The organism is Massilia sp. WG5 (assembly GCF_001412595.2).
Classification (GTDB): domain Bacteria; phylum Pseudomonadota; class Gammaproteobacteria; order Burkholderiales; family Burkholderiaceae_D; genus Telluria.
Genome location: NZ_CP012640.2, coordinates 4,268,222 through 4,282,151, shown reverse-complemented (window position 1 = coordinate 4,282,151; position 13,930 = coordinate 4,268,222). Strand labels below are relative to the sequence as shown.

Below are 13,930 nucleotides of genomic sequence, written 5' to 3'. Positions count from 1 at the left end.
ATTCGAGGCCGTGTTCGGCCCCGTTTTGTGCGCTGCCGCTTGACATCGGGACTAACTCTGCTAGTGAAGGTATAATTTCAGACCCGCCTCTGTAGATCTGCCCTGGAAAGACCAACGATGACTACCACCGCCCTCGCCACCTCTCCCGTCGACGCCCAGCTGCGCGAGATTCTCGCCCGCCGCATCATGATTCTCGATGGCGCCATGGGCACGATCATCCAGCAGTACAAACTCGACGAACAAGCCTACCGCGGCGAACGCTTCGCCAGCTTCAGTGCGCCGGAAGGCAGCGGCGCGCGCGAGCTGTTCGTCAAGGGTAACAACGAACTGCTGAACCTGACCCAGCCGCAGGTGATCCAGGAGATCCACGAGCGCTACCTCGCGGCCGGCGCCGACATCATCGAGACGAATACCTTCGGCGCCACCGGCATCGCCCAGGACGACTACCACATGGCGCACCTGGTCTACGAGATGAACGTCGAGGCCGCCAGGCTGGCGCGCGCCGCCTGCGCCAAATACTCGACGCCGGACAAGCCGCGCTTCGCCGCCGGCGCCCTCGGCCCGACCCCGAAGACCGCCTCGATCTCGCCGGACGTGAACGACCCGGCGGCGCGCAACGTCAGCTTCGATCAGTTGGTCGTTTCCTATTATGAACAGCTGCGCGGCCTGGTCGATGGCGGCGTCGACCTGCTGCTGGTCGAGACCATCTTCGACACCCTGAACTGCAAGGCCGCCCTGTTCGCGATCGACCAGTATTTTGATGAGCATCCCGACACGCCGCGCCTGCCGCTGATGATTTCCGGGACCGTCACCGACGCCTCGGGCCGCATCCTGTCCGGCCAGACCGTGCCGGCCTTCTGGAATTCGGTGCGCCATGCGAAGCCGCTGACCATCGGCCTGAACTGCGCGCTGGGCGCGGCCCTGATGCGCCCGTATGCACAGGAACTGTCGCAGATCGCCGATACCTTCGTCTGCATCTACCCGAACGCCGGCCTGCCCAACCCGATGAGCGACACCGGTTTCGACGAGCTGCCGGCGGACACCTCGAACCTGCTGAAGGAATTTGCCGAAGCCGGCTTCATCAACGTGGCCGGCGGCTGCTGCGGCACCACGCCGGAACACATCAAGGCCATCGCCGACGTCATGGCCAGGTCCACGCCGCGCGCCGTGCCGGAGGTGCCGACCGCGCTGCGCCTGTCGGGCCTGGAGCCGTTCACCGTCGACGACAGCTCGCTGTTCGTGAACGTCGGCGAGCGCACCAACGTGACCGGCTCGAAAGCCTTCGCACGCATGATCCTGAACGAGCAGTTCGACGAGGCGCTGTCGGTGGCGCGCCAGCAGGTCGAGAACGGCGCCCAGGTCATCGACATCAACATGGACGAGGCGATGCTGGATTCGCAGGCGGCCATGACGCGCTTCCTGAACCTGATCGCGTCCGAACCGGACATCTCGCGCGTGCCGATCATGATCGACTCCTCGAAGTGGAGCGTGATCGAAGCCGGCCTGAAGTGCGTGCAGGGCAAGGCCATCGTCAACTCGATCTCGATGAAGGAAGGCGAGGAAGAATTCCTGCGCCAGGCCAAGCTGTGCCGCCGCTACGGCGCCGCCGTGATCGTGATGGCCTTCGACGAAAAGGGCCAGGCCGACACCTTCGAGCGCAAGACCGAGATCTGCAAGCGCGCCTACGACGTCCTGACGCAGAAGGTCGGCTTCCCGCCGGAAGACATCATCTTCGACCCGAACATCTTCGCGATCGCCACCGGCATCGAGGAGCACGACAACTACGCCGTCGACTTCATCAACGCGACCCGCTGGATCCGCGAGAACCTGCCGCATGCGAAGGTATCGGGCGGCGTCTCGAACGTGTCCTTCTCCTTCCGCGGCAACGACCCGGCGCGCGAAGCGATCCACACCGTGTTCCTGTACCACGCGATCAAGGCCGGCATGACCATGGGTATCGTCAACGCCGGCATGATCGGCGTCTACGACGACCTGGCGCCGGAGCTGCGCGAGCGCGTCGAGGACGTGGTGCTGAACCGCCGCAAGGACGCCACCGAGCGCATGATCGAATTCGCCGGCACCCTGAAGGCCGGCGGCAACCGGCAGGAAGCGAACCTGGAGTGGCGCGAGGCGCCTGTCGGCAAGCGCCTCGCGCACGCGTTGGTGCACGGCATCACGCAGTGGATCGTCGAGGACACCGAGGAAGCCCGCCAGCAGATCGCCAACGAAGGCGGCCGTCCGATCCAGGTGATCGAAGGCCCGCTGATGGACGGCATGAACATCGTCGGCGACCTGTTCGGCCAGGGCAAGATGTTCCTGCCCCAGGTCGTGAAATCGGCGCGCGTGATGAAGCAGGCCGTGGCCCACCTGATCCCCTTCATCGAAGAGGAAAAGGCGGCGGAAGAGCGCCGCACCGGCATCGTCGCCAAGCCGAAGGGCAAGATGGTGATCGCGACCGTGAAGGGCGACGTGCACGACATCGGCAAGAACATCGTCTCGGTGGTCCTGCAATGCAATAACTTCGAGATCGTCAACATGGGCGTGATGGTGCCCGCCGCCGAGATCCTGGCCAAGGCCAAGGAAGAGAACGCGGACATCATCGGCCTGTCGGGCCTGATCACGCCTTCGCTCGAAGAGATGGCCTATGTGGCGCGCGAGATGCAGCGCGATCCCTACTTCCGCGAGCGCCAGGTGCCGCTGCTGATCGGCGGCGCCACCACCAGCCGCGCCCACACGGCCGTCAAGATCGCGCCGCACTACGAAGGCCCGGTGGTGTACGTGCCGGACGCCTCCCGTTCGGTGTCGGTGGGCCAGGCCCTCGTCACGGCGGATACCCGCGACGCCTACGTGGCCGAACTGGCCGAGGACTACGCGCGCATCCGCGAGCAGCACGCCAACAAGAAGGCGCTGCCGATGGTGAGCCTGGAGCAGGCGCGCGCCAACAAGGCAAAGCTCGACTATGCGCCGGTGAAGCCGAAGTTCATCGGCCGCCGCGTCTTCAAGAATGTCGAGCTGTCCACGCTGGCCCACTACATCGACTGGGGTCCCTTCTTCCAGACCTGGGACCTGGCCGGCCCTTACCCTGCGATCCTGAGCGACGAGGTCGTCGGCGAAGCCGCCAGCAAGGTATTCGAGGAAGGCCAGGCGATGCTGAAGAAGATCGTCGACGGACGCTGGCTGACGGCGAACGGCGCGGTCGCCCTGCTGCCGGCCAACAGCGTCAACGACGACGACATCGAGATCTACACCGACGACAGCCGCAGCGAAGTCGCCTTCACCTGGTACGGCCTGCGCCAGCAGGGCGTGAAGCCGGTGGTCGATGGCGTGCAGCGTCCGAACCAGTGCCTGTCCGACTTCATCGCGCCGAAATCCTCCGGCGTAGCCGACTACATCGGCATGTTCGCGGTGACCTCCGGCCTGGGCGCCGAAAAGATCGAGAAGCGTTTCGAAGCCGAGGGTGACGACTACTCGTCGATCATGGTGAAAGCCCTGGCCGACCGCCTGGCCGAAGCCTTCGCCGAGTACATGCACGAGCGCGTGCGTACCGACCTGTGGGGCTACGAGCCGCTGGAGAGCCTCAGCAAGGAGCAGCTGATCAAGGAAGCCTATGTCGGCATCCGCCCGGCCCCGGGCTACCCGGCCTGCCCGGAACACACGGTCAAGGCCGAGCTGTTCAAGACCCTGCAGGCCGAGGAGATCGGGATGGAACTGACCGAATCGTTCGCCATGTACCCGGGCGCGGCGGTGTCGGGCTTCTACTTCTCGCACCCGGAGTCGAAGTACTTCGTGGTCGGGAAGATCGGGCAGGACCAGCTGAACGACATGGCGGCGCGCCGCGGGGTGGCGAAAGAGGATCTCGAGCGCTGGCTGGCGCCGAATCTGTCGTGATGTGAAAGACGGGCCGCACTGAACTGAACCCCAAAAGTTGGACACCAACTTTTGGGGTTTTTTCATGACGAAGTACGATGAGCGGTTCAAGCTCAAGATTGTCCAGGAATACTTGGTCAAGCGAAGGGGCAGCAAGACCTTAGCGAGGAAGTACGGTTGTCAACGTTCATCTGTAGAGCACTGGGTCAGCTTGTATCGTGTGCATGGCAAGGACGGACTCAAGAAGAAGCACAGCTCGTATAGTGCGGAGTTCAAGCTGTCGGTGCTGCAGCACATGTGGGACAATGAGCTGTCATTCGGCCAAACAGCAGCTGCTTTCAATATCCGCAATCACGCAGCGGTAGGCATATGGGAGCGCAGTTATCGAGAAGGCGGTTTCGACGCACTGATAGCACGCCCACGAGGAAGGCCCAAGCAGATGTCTGCTCCAACAACAAAACCAGAGCCGTCGCCCGACGATGAAAAGTGTACTCGCGACGAGTTGTTGGCCGAGTTGAATCAGCTGCGCATGGAGAATGCGTACCTAAAAAAGTTGCGAGCCTTAGTTCAAGCCAAGCAGAAGGCGACGCCGCCGACAAAGCGCAAATAGTGCAGGAACTAAGGCAGCAGTATCCGCTTGCGGGTTTGCTTGCGTTCGCCGGGCTGGCTCGCAGCACGTTCTACTACCAACTCAAGACGCGGCAAGCGAGCGATAAACATCAGCAGCTCAAGACCATGATCCGATCCGTTTTCGCCCGTCACAAGGGTCGTTACGGTTATCGGCGTGTCACCGCAGCCATTCGTCAGACAGGAACGCTCGTCAACCATAAGACCGTACAGCGATTGATGACGGTGCTGGGATTGAAGTCATTGGTGCGCCCCAAGAGATATCGCTCGTTCAAAGGAGAGATAGGTCACGCTGCACCTCACGAGTTACAACGCAAATTCACAGCTGCAGGTCCAAACCAGAAGTGGGTGACGGACGTTACCGAGTTCAACGTCGCTGGCGAGAAACTGTACCTTTCGCCAATCCTGGACCTATACAACGGTGAAATCGTGGCCTTCGAAACATCCCGGCGCCCTGCATTCGACCTGGTGAGTTCGATGCTCAAGAAGGCATTGCGCAAGCTTTCGTCACAGGATAAACCCATGCTGCACTCCGACCAGGGATGGCAGTATCGTATGCCAGCCTACCAACGCATTCTTCGGGAACGCGGGCTCGTGCAGAGCATGTCACGCAAAGGGAACTGCCTCGACAACGCGACCATGGAAAGCTTCTTCGCCGTGCTCAAGTCCGAGTGCTTCTACCTGAACAAATTCGCCAACATCGACGTCCTGCAGGTTGAACTGACCCGCTACATCCGCTATTACAATCACGACCGTATCAAGCTCAAACTAAAAGGCCTGAGTCCTGTTCAGTACAGGACTCAGGCCTTGGCCGCTTAATAAACTAACCGTCCAACTTTACGGGGTCAGTTCAGCACGGCCCGTTTTTTTATCGCTGCGCGCGCCCGAACTTCCACACCGCCAGCGCCCCGAACACCAGCGCAAACCCCAGCTGCACCGCCATCGCCGGCGCCACCGCCAGCGCATCCATGCCGCGCCAGGTGATGGCGTCCAGGCCATCCACCGCCCAGCGGGTCGGCACCGCCATCGTCAGCTTCTGCATCCATTCAGGGAACAGGAAGGACGGCATCCAGGCCCCGCCCAGCATCACCATGATCAGGACCGCGAACATCGCGATGCGGCGCGCCGCTTCCGGGGTCTTGCCGAAGGCCGCGATGAGCAAGCCCAGGCTGGCGGTCAGCATGGCGAAACACAGCGCCATCCCGATGAAGCCCGGCAGGCTGGCGATGCGCACGCCAAACACGCCCGCCGCCACCGCGAACACGATGCACAGCAGGACAAAGGCGATGACGGCGCCGGAAGCCGCGCGCGCCAGCAGCACCTGGGTCAGGCTCACCGGGGCGGCCAGCAGGCGGTTCCACACGCCGCTGCGCTGCGCCAGCAGGATGCCGATGCCCATGTCGATGCCCATGAACAGGATGAACTGCACGCCCATGCCGGCGAAGGCATGCGCATACGGGTTGTAGCCCTGCTCCGCCGCGCCGCTGGAAAGCTGCCTGTCCGCCGTGGCGAAAGGCATGCTCAGGCCCTTCGCACCCTGTCCGCCCTGCGCGCCGGGCTTCTGCGGCAGCGCCTGGAACTTCTGCACGCTGGCCAGCATGTCGCGCAATGCGCGGCTGTCCGGGTCGTCCTGTGCGCGCCGGTCGAGCTGGCGCAGGCTGCGCTCGGTCAGCTCCTGGCCCATCTTCCCGCTGAACATCTCGGCGCTCACGGCCGACATCACCTGCTGGGTCAGCATGCCCTTCACCATGCCCAGCACGGCCGGCTGCGAGGGGTCGTACAGCAGCGGGATGACCGGTTTTTCGCCGCCGCCGAACAGCGCCGCGCCGGCCGCTTCGCCGAAGCCGGCCGGCAGCACGATCGCCACCTTCTGCTCGCCCTTGCGCACGGCCTTCTCCGCATCCGCCATCGTCATCGGGGTGATGCGCAGGTTCGGGTCGCCTTTCAGGCCGGCGGCGATCTTCGCGCCGACCTCGCTGCCGTCCTGCTGCACCAGCGCGACCTCGATCGCGCTGCCCTTGCCGCCGCCGCCGAACAGGGAGCCGAAGAAGGCCGCGATCACGATCGGCAGCACCAGCGTCATGATGAGCGCGCGGCGGTCCGAGAGGAACAGGATCAGGTCCTTGCGGACCATGGCTAAAAAGGCGCTCATCTCAGTCGCGCAGGCTGCGCCCGGTCAGGTTCAGGAAAATATCTTCGAGGCTGGTGCGGGCGGTGGCGAAATGCAGCGGTCGGCAACCGGCCTGCTGCAGCCAGCCCATCACGGGCAAGGCATCGGTCGCCTGCGCCAGCCCGATGTCCAGTGCGGCGCCCTTGCTGGCCAGTTCGCAGCACGCCAGCGAGATCACGCCGCGATGCGCGCGCAGGCCATCCAGCAGGCCGGCATGGGCCGGCTCGGCGAGTTCGACCCGCAGCGCGGCCTGGGCCGCCAGGCGGCTGTGCAGCGAGGCCGGGCTCTCGTCGGCCAGGACCTTGCCATGGTCGATGATGACGATGTGGTCGGCCAGGCGCTCCACCTCTTCCATGTAGTGGCTGGTGTAGATCAGGGACTTGCCCTGGGCCTGCAGGGCTTCCAGGGTGTCGAAGATGGCGTTACGGCTCTGCGGATCGACGCCGACGGTCGGCTCGTCGAGGATCAGGAGCTGCGGATCGTGCATCAGGGCGGCGGCGATGTTCAGGCGCCGTTTCATCCCGCCGGAAAACGTGGCCGGCTTGTCGCGCGCGCGGTCGAGCAGGTTGACCTGGCCAAGCACGATATCGATCCGCTCGGCCAGCAGCTTGCCGCGCAAGCCGTAGAGCGCCCCGAACAGGCGCAGGTTCTCGAGCGCGGACAGGTCCTCGTACAGCGCCAGGTCCTGCGGCACCACGCCGATCCTGCGCTTGACCGAAGCGGCGCCCGGCCCGACGCGTTCGCCGCCCAGGAAGATCTCGCCGGCGTCCGGGTTCAGGAGGCCGCACAGCATGCCGACCACGGTCGACTTGCCGGCGCCGTTCGGGCCCAGCAGGCCAACTGTCTGGCCGGCCAGCACGCGGAACGAGACGCCGTCCACCGCGCGCCGTGCACCATAGGTTTTGACCAGGTTATGAACGCTTAGCAGTACAGAGGCCATATTTTCCCGTCCTATTGTTAGCGTGTCGACGCCTTGAGCAAGCGTAGCGAGCATCGCAGGCCGAATCTGCAACGCGCAGCAGCTTGCTCAAGGCGCATTCAGATCGCGTACCTCACGACACTGTCGGACCACTGGAAAGCGGACATCTCCAGCTCCACCATGTCGTCGCCCGAAATCGCCAGCCCGCGCAGCGCCGGCAGCGCGCCCTCGTCCTGCTGGTCGGGCTGCTCGATGCATTCGGCCAGCTTGAGCAGCTCGCCGAAGAAGCCGCCGCGGCGCAGCAGCGCGTTCCTGATCTCGTCGCTGACCGGGATCTGCTCGACGATGTCCGCCATCGGGATGCCGAACAGGACATCCATCAGCGACATGATGCCGACCGTGAAGGCGATCTCGGACAGGTAGCGCTGGCCCGGACGCAGGCGCTGGGCCAGCAGTTCCATCAGGCGGCCGCGGGTCGTGGCCAGCATCAGCAGCGGAGTCTGGTTGTGGCCGCGCGTGCCCGGTTCGGCATACAGCATGATCTGCAGCCAGCGCTGCAGCTGGCGCCGTCCCAGCACCAGCAGCGCCTGGGACACCGAGTCGATGCGCTGGCGCGCGCCGACGGCCGGCGTGTTCACCAGGCGCAGCAGATTCATCGCCACGGTCACGTCGCGCTTCACGGCGCGCTCGATGTCGGCGTTGTCGACGTCCGAGATGATCAGGTTCATCAGGTTCATCACCGCCAGCTGCGAGGGCGACAACTTGCGCCCGCCCAGCACCGAAGGGTGGGCGAAATAATAGCCCTGGAAGTAATCGATGCCGAGCTCGAGGCAGGCCTGGTATTCCTCGCGGGTCTCGACCTTGTCCGCCACCACGGTCTTGCCCATGCCGTGCAGGCGCGCCACGAGGGCGGCCAGCGTCGGCTGCGCGGTGGTACGCAGGTCGAGCTTGACGAAGCGCGCCAGCGGCAGCAGTTTCTGCAGGCGCCCCGCATTGTCCGAATCCGCCGCAGCGGTACTGCTGCCGATGCCGTCCAGTGCGAACTGGAAGCCGTGCCCGGCCAGCTCGGCCAGGCGCGCCAGCATGGCCTCGTCCGGCGCCACCGAGGCGGCCAGTTCGAGCACGGTGCGCTCGCGGGGCAGGAAGGCGAAGATGTCGCTGCCCAGCACGTCGGTATCGACGTTCAGGAAGCAGTGCGCATCGCCGATCGCACGCGCCAGGCCGAGCTGGGCGGCGTGGGCGATGACGGCGGCGGTGGCGTTCAGGCCGGGCGACGGCGCCGTGGCGGCCGGTGCGCCGGCCACCATCGTTCCCTGTCCGATGTTCGCCTGGCCGAGCGGCGCACTGCGGAACAGCAGCTCGTAGCCGAACAGGGACTGGTTACGGTCCAGCACGGGCTGGCGGCCGAGGTAAAAGTCACGCACCCGCAAGGGGTGGTCGGCTTGTTCCTGTCTCGGGGTTTCGGTCATCGCAGACTCTTCGGCGGCTTGTACACCAAAGTACTTTACCCCATTCCGCCCATCTAGTGGCTTTTAGGCACTATTTTCAACAAAAAAACGTGCCCTTCCGATCACGCTGGCGCTATTCCGGCTGCGGCAAGCCGTCGACGAAGACCTTCAGCTCGCCCGGCGCGAATTCGGTCCAGGTTTCGTTGGTCGTCAGCGGCGTGGTGACGATGATGGCGACCCGGTCGTTTGGCGTGGTGACCTGGGAAAAATCGACCGACAGGTCCTCATCGGCGAGGCAGGCCTTGTCGAAGGGGTACTGGCGGATCACGTAGCACAGCTTGGTCGAACAATGCGCGAACAGGGCCGTGCCGTCGGACAGCATCATGTTGAAGGTGCCGTGGCGGGCGATCACATGGACCAGGTCGCGGATCGCCGCGCGCAGGGCCGGCATGGCCGGTGCGCGGTCGCCGAAGCGTGCGCGCAGTTCCTGCAGCAGGAAGCAGAAGGCATGTTCGCTGTCGGTGTTGCCGACCGGGTGGAAGGCGCCGTCGAGGGTCGGCTTGAAGGCCTTCAGGTCGCCGTTGTGGGCGAAGACCCAGTAGCGGCCCCAGAGCTCGCGCACGAAAGGATGGCAGTTTTCCAGCGCAACCTGGCCTTGCGTGGCCTTGCGGATGTGGGCGATGACGTTCAGCGACTTGATCGGGTACTGCTTGATCAGTTCGGCGATCGGGGAAGCGATGGCGGCCTGGTGATCGACGAAATGGCGAACGCCGGCGCCCTCGAAGAAAGCGATGCCCCAGCCGTCATGGTGGGTATCGGTGCGGCCGCCGCGGTGGGCGAAACCGGTGAAGCTGAAGACAATGTCAGTCGGGACATTGCAATTCATGGCAAGTAATTGACACATGCATCAAGCTTACCATGGCTTGACTGCCGGGCCGGTCTTGGTAAAGACGACGGGCCCGGACGGTGCGTTCAGTGCAGGACGACCGGCTGGCTCATCAAGGTATCGTAGGACCCCAGGAACTCGTCGATCTCTTCCATCGTCGGCTCGCTTGCGATCAGATTGTTCACGTCACGCCGGAATGCCTGAGCCAGTTTGCCGCCGATGAATGCTTCGCGGCGACCGGACTTGTCGACGATCTCGTAACCGCCGAAGCGCAGGGCTTCGAGGTTGTGATCGACGCCAAATTCGACGACGCTGTACTGCTCGCTGTTATAGATCATGTTCATGATGACTCCTTCACTCGATCAGATTGGCGAAGCTTGGTGCCCGGCGGCGGGCAGCCAATGATGACTTGCGGTCCACTTCAATGCTGAGGTGGGGCTGTCTCAACCGATTTCAAGTATCCGGAAATGCCTGAGAAACTGTAGGCGCTATCCTATGAGCGAACTCAGTTACCAGACGACGAGATCAGGTTGGGGGTCAGCCAAAGCAGCTGATCGTATGGCTCGGCCTGCAGCCACGATCGCAACTGATCAAGGTGCTCACTGCGGGCGACGCCGATGAAGAGGCGCTCGGGTCGTTGGCGCAGCATGCGATTCAATGTTACACGCAAAACCAGGTTGCCGTCGCAGCACAGGCAACCGGGGGCAATGCGCGCGAACAGGATGTGTTCAGGGAGATTATCGAGAGGGGAAGTACCAGACGCGAGGCCTTCCAGGATCACAGCGGATTTTGCACCATCCTGCTGCAATCCCGGCAACATCAATGCGTCGTGGATGGCCTGCTCGCGTGCGCCCGCCGAGGCGCCCGTGACCAGGGTCGTGGTCACGCGGCCGGGGGGCGCCGCCGTCATTGGCTGGCGTTCTTCTTGCCCAGCTTGCCGGGCTCGACGCCAAGCTGCTTGAGCTTGCGGTACAGGTGGGTGCGCTCGAGGCCGGTCTTCTCGGCCACGCGGGTCATGGAACCGCCTTCACGGCCCAGGTGGTGCTCGAAATACATGCGCTCGAAGGCGTCGCGCGCCTCGCGCAGCGGCAGGTCGAAGGACAGGGTGTAGCCATGCGCATGGGCTTCGCCGTTGCTGACCGGGCGGGCGATGCCGATCGCGCCGTTCTGCGGCGGCTGGGGCGCGTACATCGGCGCGCTCGGCATGCTGTTCGGCTCGGGCATGGGGCTGCTGGCGACGGCCGGGCGCGGCGCGATGGCCGGGGCGCGCGCCACTTCCTGGGCCCGGGTCAGGCCCTGTTGCACCGCCTTCAGCAGCTTCTGCAGGGCGATCGGCTTTTCGAGGAAATTCAGGGCGCCGATGCGGGTCGCCTCGACCGCCGTATCGATGGTGGCATGGCCCGACATCATGATCACCGGCATGCTGAGCAGGCCATCGCGCTGCCACTCCTTGAGCAGGGTAACGCCGTCGGTATCCGGCATCCAGATGTCGAGCAGGACCAGGTCGGGCGCGCCCTGCTGGCGTGCCGTCCGGGCCTGCTGGGCGTTCTCGGCCAGCTGCACCACGTGGCCCTCGTCGCCGAGGATCTCCGAGAGCAGCTCGCGAATTCCCATTTCATCGTCAACTACGAGTATGTTCGCCATCTTGTATTGCCTTCCTGTCTGACCCTCACAGCCCAGATTCTAAGCGCGATTTACACTTCGGCCAAGTTCGCCTTTGGCGCTAACTTTAACAGCAAAATCGATACCGAAGCGCCAGATCCATCCGCGCGGTTGCCGACATCGATGCGGCCACCGTGTTCATCGACGATCTTTTTGACCATCGGCAGGCCGAGGCCGGTACCGCGCGCCTTCGACGTGACATAGGGTTCGAAGGCGCGCGACAGGATTTTCGGGGCGAAGCCGGGACCGTTGTCGACGATCGCCAGGCGCACCGCGGTGCCGGCGGCGCCGTCCGCGCCTTCGAAGTGAATGGCCTCGGTGACGACGTCTACCCGCGCCGGCTCGTCGGCCGGCGGCGCGTCGGCCAGCGCGTCCTGGGCATTCTGCAGCAGGTTGTGGATCACCTGGCGCAACTGGGTGGCGTCGCCCATCACGCGCGGCAGGTTCGGCGCCAGGACCGCATGGATGACGTCCGACTCGTCCTCGGCCAGGTACAGGTTGAGGATCTGCGTGATCAGGTCATTCAGGTCGAGCGGCTCGAGCACCGCCGGCGGCGCCTTGGCATAGTCGCGGAAGTCGTCGACCATGCGCTTCATGGCGTCGACCTGGTTGACGATGGTGTCGGTGCCCTTCTTCAGCAATGCAGCGCTCTGCGGATCCAGGCTGTCCGACAGCTTCATCTGCAGGCGCTCGGCCGACAGCTGGATCGGCGTCAGCGGGTTCTTGATCTCGTGCGCCAGGCGCCGCGCGACCTCGCCCCAGGCTACCGAGCGCTGGGCCGAGATCACGTCCGAGATGTCGTCGAACACCACGATGAAGCCGCTGCCCACCCCCACCGGCAGGCGCGAGCCGCGCGCCAGCAGGGTCAGGTCGTGATCGTCGCTGGTGCCGGGACGGCGCGGCACCTCGATCTGCTGCTGCCAGTGGGCGCGCTGGTCGCCATGCCGGCGGCCATGCTTTCCGGCCGAGTGCGCGCTCTGGGCCGCGCTCTGGGTCGAGAAGGCGCGCGTGACCGCGCCGGCAAACGATTCCAGGCCCTCGATCGCGTCCAGCGGACGGCCCGCCAGCGCGTTCGCGTCGATCTGCAGGATGCGATGCACGGCGTCGTTCGAGTTGACCACCACGCCGTCGGCATCCATCACGATCACGCCCGCCGACATGTTCGCCAGCACCGATTCGAGGTGGGCCTTGGCGCTTTCCAGCGCGGCGCGGTTGCGCTCGACCGCGGAGCGGGCCTCGAACAGCTGGCCGGTCATGGCGTTGAAGGACTGGGTCAGGGTGCCGAGTTCGTCGTTGGTCTCGACGATCGGACGTGGCGACAGGTCGCCTTCGGCCACCGCGCGCGTGCCCTCGGCCAGCACCAGCAGCGGCTGCGCCAGGTTGCCGGCGATGAGGAAGGCGCTGCCGATCGCGGAGAAGATCGCCAGCAGCAGGGTCAGCGTGAGGGTCTCGATGTACATCTTGCGCAGCCCGGTGCGGGCGAAGGCGCGGTTCTGGTAGGTGCTGTAGGCGTCCTGCAGCACCTGGGCGTTGGAGGCCAGGTTGATCGGCACCGACTGCATCAGCTGCAGGTAGCGCGGCGCCGTGCCGGGCGGCTCGGGCACCGCCACTACCACGCGCTGGCGCAGGCCGGTCGCCATGTCCAGGCCGCTCGACGCGCCGGCGCCTTGGAAGTCGCGGAACTCGCGCTCGGCGCTGCCTTCGGACTGCGCATACCCGCCCGGCAACCCTGCCCGCTTGAGCATCTGCGGGGTCGGCAGGTCAGGCGCCAGGTCGACCTGCGGGTCTTCGGCCGCGGAAGCCAGCACATGGCCCTCGGCCGACAGCAGCAGCGCGCTCTGCATGCCGGTCTCTTCGCTGACCAGGCGCGTGAGGATCACGCGCGCGCTGACCGGGTCCTGCCCGGCCAGGGTCGCGGCGGTGGTGTTGGCGCTCGCGCCCAGCTCGGACAGCGATTCGTCGAGCGCGGCCCGGCCCAGGTTCAGGCCGGAGTCGAGCGCGGCCTCGATCTTGACGTCGAACCAGGACTCGATCGAGTGCGACACGAACTGCACCGAGACCATGAAGATCACCAGTCCGGGCAGGATGCCGATGCCGGCGAACAGCAGCATCAGGCGGGTCATCAGGCGCGAGCCGAACTTGCCGGCCTTGTGGCGCGCGTACAGGCGCGTCAGGGCGACGATCACCAGGATCAGGAGCGCGCCGGCGACCGCGGCGTTCAGCCCCAGCAGCCAGGAGTAATTACGGTCGAAGAAGCCCGAGTTGTCGGACGCCGAGGCGAGCAGGAACAGCAGGATCGAGCCGATCGCGCTGCCGATCACGAGTGCGTAGCGCAGGACCTGGGTCACCGC

General features: G+C 65.0%; 10 protein-coding genes. 2 read left to right on the top strand and 8 right to left on the bottom strand.

Annotation, left to right across the window (positions count from 1 at the left end):
- Positions 1 to 117 precede the first annotated feature (117 nt).
- Positions 118 to 3,888 carry a methionine synthase gene (gene metH, locus AM586_RS19090; protein WP_052233633.1) on the top strand — a complete coding sequence of 1,257 codons (3,771 nt, stop codon included), beginning with the start codon at positions 118 to 120 and terminating at the stop codon, positions 3,886 to 3,888.
- A gap of 64 nt (positions 3,889 to 3,952) precedes the next feature.
- Positions 3,953 to 5,313 (top strand): IS3 family transposase gene (locus AM586_RS19085; protein WP_109370586.1). Its coding sequence is split into 2 segments (ribosomal slippage): positions 3,953 to 4,432 and positions 4,435 to 5,313, totalling 1,359 coding nucleotides; the frame shifts between segments, so codons are not numbered across the junction.
- Between the two features lie 49 nt (positions 5,314 to 5,362).
- Here AM586_RS19085 and AM586_RS19080 read toward each other — a convergent pair.
- From AM586_RS19080 to AM586_RS19045, 8 genes are all read right to left on the bottom strand, one after another.
- Positions 5,363 to 6,646, bottom strand: a complete 1,284-nt coding sequence (locus AM586_RS19080; protein ID WP_047827042.1) for an ABC transporter permease — start codon at positions 6,644 to 6,646, stop codon at positions 5,363 to 5,365.
- Position 6,647: 1 nt separating this feature from the next.
- Complete coding sequence (locus AM586_RS19075) at positions 6,648 to 7,604, bottom strand: ABC transporter ATP-binding protein (protein WP_052234517.1); 957 nt, start codon at positions 7,602 to 7,604, stop codon at positions 6,648 to 6,650.
- 98 nt (positions 7,605 to 7,702) lie between these two features.
- Complete coding sequence (locus tag AM586_RS19070) at positions 7,703 to 9,052, bottom strand: EAL and HDOD domain-containing protein (RefSeq protein WP_047827041.1); 1,350 nt, start codon at positions 9,050 to 9,052, stop codon at positions 7,703 to 7,705.
- 112 nt (positions 9,053 to 9,164) lie between these two features.
- Complete coding sequence (locus tag AM586_RS19065) at positions 9,165 to 9,935, bottom strand: class II glutamine amidotransferase (RefSeq protein ID WP_047827040.1); 771 nt, start codon at positions 9,933 to 9,935, stop codon at positions 9,165 to 9,167.
- Positions 9,936 to 10,003: 68 nt separating this feature from the next.
- Complete coding sequence (locus tag AM586_RS19060; RefSeq protein ID WP_047827039.1) at positions 10,004 to 10,261, bottom strand: DUF3567 domain-containing protein; 258 nt, start codon at positions 10,259 to 10,261, stop codon at positions 10,004 to 10,006.
- A gap of 161 nt (positions 10,262 to 10,422) precedes the next feature.
- The gene (locus tag AM586_RS19055; protein ID WP_307165765.1) at positions 10,423 to 10,803 is read right to left on the bottom strand and encodes a GTPase; all 381 of its coding nucleotides are present in this window, start codon (positions 10,801 to 10,803) and stop codon (positions 10,423 to 10,425) included.
- 20 nt (positions 10,804 to 10,823) lie between these two features.
- Positions 10,824 to 11,561: a response regulator gene (locus AM586_RS19050; RefSeq protein WP_047827037.1), complete on the bottom strand. Its 738-nt coding sequence runs from the start codon at positions 11,559 to 11,561 to the stop codon at positions 10,824 to 10,826.
- Between the two features lie 50 nt (positions 11,562 to 11,611).
- Complete coding sequence (locus tag AM586_RS19045) at positions 11,612 to 13,927, bottom strand: PAS domain-containing sensor histidine kinase (protein WP_047827036.1); 2,316 nt, start codon at positions 13,925 to 13,927, stop codon at positions 11,612 to 11,614.
- Positions 13,928 to 13,930: the final 3 nt, after the last annotated feature.